The organism is Corallococcus praedator (genome assembly GCF_003612125.1).
Taxonomy (GTDB): Bacteria; Myxococcota; Myxococcia; order Myxococcales; family Myxococcaceae; genus Corallococcus; species Corallococcus praedator.
Genome location: NZ_RAWI01000587.1, coordinates 1 through 4,224 on the forward strand (window position 1 = coordinate 1; position 4,224 = coordinate 4,224).

General features: G+C 69.3%; 2 protein-coding genes. Both read left to right on the forward strand.

Features of this window, described 5'->3' with window-relative positions; translation table 11 throughout:
- The first annotated feature begins 236 nt into the window (after positions 1-236).
- On the forward strand, positions 237-1,523 hold the full coding sequence (locus tag D7Y13_RS39250; protein ID WP_199732993.1) for a serine/threonine protein kinase: 1,287 nt from the start codon (positions 237-239) through the stop codon (positions 1,521-1,523).
- A 531-nt stretch (positions 1,524-2,054) separates the two neighbouring features.
- Positions 2,055-4,224: RCC1 domain-containing protein (locus tag D7Y13_RS39255; protein ID WP_120630990.1), on the forward strand; the 2,170-nt coding region annotated here is incomplete at its 3' end.

A 4,224-nucleotide genomic window follows, 5' to 3' on the forward strand; every position in this document is an offset into this window, starting at 1 on the left:
CTCCCTGGGGCTGGCCGCGCCCCTGCCTCCCCCCATGCCCTGGCGCGTGGCCCGGAGGATTGCGTGGCGGCGCCTGTGGGAGCGCTGGGCCCGGCGTCTGGGATTGCGCCGGAGGGACTGAACCTCCAGGGTCGCACACCTTCCGACCAACCCTTGAGGTTTTGTCCGCGATGGGGTTCGTGCTACCTGCGGGGTCGAGCGATTTCCGCTCAACCCCAGAGGTTGAAAGGCAGGACATGAAGACGACCCCCGATACGACGACGGAGGAGATCCCCGGCGTGCCGCGCCGGCCGCGAGTGCTGTTCACGGTGGGCGGCACGGCCTTCGAGTTCGTGCGCAAGCTGGAGGTGCGCGCCACCGGGGAGCTGTTGATGCTGGCGCGGCGGCGCTACCGGGGCGGGTTGGGCGGCCCGGTGGTCATCAAGCGGCTGCGCAACCCGTCCGGCTTCGTGGAGCGACGGCGGCTGGTGGAGGAGGTGGAGCTGACGTTCCGGCTCAACCACCCCGGCATCGCGAAGGTCTACCACCTGAAGGCCTACCGGGGCGTGCCGCACGTGGTGATGGAGTACGTGGAGGGCCGGTCGCTGGACACGGTGCTGAACCTGGTGGCCATGCGCAGAAAGCCCATGTCCCCGGCCTTCGCCGCGTGGGTGGTCTCCGAGGTGGCGGAGGCCCTGCACCACGCGCACACGCTGCGCGACGAGTGGAACCGGCCACTCAACATCATCCACCGCGACGTGAGCCCCCGGAATCTGAGGTTGGGCGTGCACGGCGAGGTGAAGCTCACGAACTTCACCGCCGCGTTCTCCACGCTGCCCGGCCGGGAGATCACCAGCCGGCCGCTGGTGAAGGGAGACGTGGCGTACGCGTCCCCGGAGGCGCTCCGGCGCGAGCCGCTGGATGCCCGCAGCGACCTGTTCAGCCTGGGGCTGGTGCTCCTGGAGGTGCTGACGGGCACACACCCGCTCACGCTGGAGGACGCGGCGCCCCCGCCCCCGCCGGACCTGCCGCTGGTGGAGGCGCAGGGGCCCACGTGGATGCCGCTGACGGAGGTGGCCGCGCGGATGGCCATGGTGGGCTCCCGGGAGGTGGAGCACCTGACGCGGGACGTGCCGGAGGGGCTGCGGGCCGTCACCGTGCGGGCGCTGCGGCAGGCGCCCTCGGAGCGCTTCGACTCGGCGGAGGCGCTGGCCGGTGCGCTGCGCCAGTGGCTGCGCGAGCACGCGCCCGGGTACGGCCGGCAGGCCGCGGCGGAGGAGGTGTCCGAGGCGGCGAGGGAGGCCACCGGCCGGCGCAACCAGGCGGAGCTGCTGGAGGGAGGCCTGCACCCGGCGGAGCTGACGTCCGACGAGGCCGCGATGGCCTCCGAGCCGGTGGTGCCACCGCCGTTCCTGGGAGGCGACGACGTGACGCCGGACGTGAACGACGAGCCCCTGCCCGTGGACCTGGAGGGCCTGGATGAGCTGGCCGGGCCGGAGGAGGAGGCGCTGGACGAGGACGACGACGGGCACGAACCGGTGTGAGTCCGGGCCTCGCTGGGATGCCCGCTACCCGAGTCTTCCAAGACCAACGGGGTGCCGCCGTTTGTCCATTCCAGGCGGCCCCCAGGGAGGATGCGGGCCCCACGGTCCGTGAACCCTCAATGTGTTTCACGAAGCTTCCCTGAATTGCCTTTTTCATCCCCTCAACAACCCACTGCGTCACCCCGCCGACCCGCTCTCCCGGGTCGTGTTCCGAGGCTTCGTGCCCCGGGCTGACAAATCCTGTCACCGCGAGGGTCCACCGCGACTGGCACGTTTCCCACCCCCAAGTCAGCGCAAACCCAGACATTGACACGCATTCGCGGAAACCCCTAGAAGGCGTGACAGTCATTCAAGCCGCTGCCACGGTCGTCTCCGTTTCTCGCTGTACAGACACACTCCCTCCCATTTCGTGGCATCCCCCGACCGTGCTCCCCCGGAGCCCGGCACGGGGAGCGTGTCTCCGGGCCCTGGCCCGGTCACGTCTGTCTTTGTCCGTCTTCCCCATCCCCCGCTGTCCTTGCAGGAGTTTTCGTGCAGAGAACGTCTCCCCGCTGGTTCCGTTCGCGCGGCATCCTGGGCGCGCTGCTGCTGTCCTTGTCCGCGCCGTGGGTCGCCGGCTGTAGCTCCGACGCGACGCCCCCGGACACCGCGCCCTCCGAGCAGAAGCAGTCCCAGGTCACGCTGTCGATGGGTTCGCAGGACTTCACGGAGGCGGCGAAGAAGGGCCGCGTCTCCGCGATGGAGTTCTCCCACAACGACGTCAAGCGACTGCGTGTCACCGTCTGGGAGACGAGCAAGACCTCGGAGGAGCCCCTCTTCGTCAACTTCGACCTGCTCCAGAACGAGACCACGAAGAAGTGGGCCGGCACCCTGCCCTTCCTGCCCAAGGGCCTGGCGCTCACCTTCTACGCGCAGGCCTACAGCGACACCTCAGCCACCCTCGAAATCTTCGACGGCACGCTCGACGTCACCCTCACCCAGGACTTCGAGACCCTCACCATCCCCCTGGGGCCCGCCACCGACAAGGCCGTCATCAAGCTGCCCCGCATCGAGCGCATCAGCATCCCCACGGCCTTCGCCTCCGGCCAGAGCGGCAACCTCACCTTCGCCGTCTCCGCCTCCACGGGCGAGAAGCTGCACTACACCCTCACCCCCGCCGCGGGGAGCGGCACCTTCACCCCGGTGGAGGGAGACATCACCCTGCTGGCCACCACCGGCGCCTTCGTCAGCCTCTACACCCCGCCCGACAGCGTCCAGGACACCACCGTCTTCCACCACAAGGTGACGGTGAAGAACGAGGCCGGCCACTCCGTCACCACCACCTTCACCACCACCGTCCAGCCCCGGGAGACGACGAGCGGTGTCGTCGACACGACCGTGAAGGTGCTCTTCAACCCCGTCATCCAGGGCCTCGACGGTCAGCGCCTTCGCGATGCCGAAGGCGAGATGACCTCCAACGTCCTCTTCACCGCGAAGGTCAGCGACGACGGGCTCCCCTCGACCCTCACCTACGCCTGGGGCTTCACCGCCTCTGGCAGCCCCCTGCCGGATCCGCTGCCCGCCTTCACCGGCCAGACGAACCCTTCCACCCTCCAGAACTACACCTCCACCCTGCAGGGCACCCTCTTCCTGGAGGTCACGGACGCGGACAACGGCAAGACGACCCTGTCGTACGTGCTGACGCCCGATCAATTCCCCGACACCCCCGTGGACTCGGGGCAGATCACCGGCGTGAACATGCTGCGCGCAGGACAGAACCACACGTGCGCGCTGCTCAATGACGGCGCGCTGCGCTGCTGGGGCTTCAACTTCCACGGCCAGTTGGGCCTGGGCGAGTCCGCGGACGTGGGTGACACCGAGAAGCCCTCCAGCAAGCTCGCGGTGAAGCTGTTGGACAAGGGCTCCAAGGTGGCGCTGGGCGCCAACCACACCTGCGCCCTGCTGAAGTCGGGCCTGGTGCGCTGCTGGGGCAACGGTGCCTCGGGCCAGTTGGGTTACGGCAACACGGCGACCGTGGGCGCGACGACGGACCTGACCAAGGCGGGCTACGTCAACCTGGGCGGTCTGGCGACGAAGATCACGGCGGGCGGCAACCACACCTGCGCGCTGATGGACACGAACAAGGTGCGCTGCTGGGGCAACAACTCCTTCGGCCAGTTGGGCTACGGGCACAACAACCCCATCGGGGATGACGAGCAGCCCCTCGTCCAGGGCGACGTGAACCTGGGCGTGGGCGTCACGGCCAGGGACATCGTGGCCGGCTTCAACCACACCTGCGCGCTGCTCGACACGGGCAGGCTGCTGTGCTGGGGCCGCAACGGCGCCGGGCAGCTTGGCTACCCCCACACCACCCAGGTGTCCGACCCCAGCCAGCAGACCCCCGTGAATGTCGGAGACGTGGCACAGCTCAGCGCGGGCGCCTACCACACCTGCATCCAGACCCGGCAGGGCGCCGTGAAGTGCTGGGGCGCCAGCAACCAGGGCCAGCTCGGCGCCGTGGTGTCCACCACGGACGCGAACAACAACAGCTGCCGTGACTGGTCCCCCTACGGGTGCACCTACCGCACGCTCGCCCAGGCCGCGACCGTCGACCTGGGTGGCACGGCCCTGCAGATCGCCACCGGCTATGACCACACCTGCGCGCTGCTCTCCAACGGCAGCGTGAAGTGCTGGGGCGCCATCCAGAACGGCCGGCTGGGCC

Coding starts and splice junctions, on each gene's coding strand:
- D7Y13_RS39250 (WP_199732993.1), top strand. CDS start 237: ATGAAGACGACCCCCGATACGACGACGGAGGAGATCCCCGGCGTGCCG.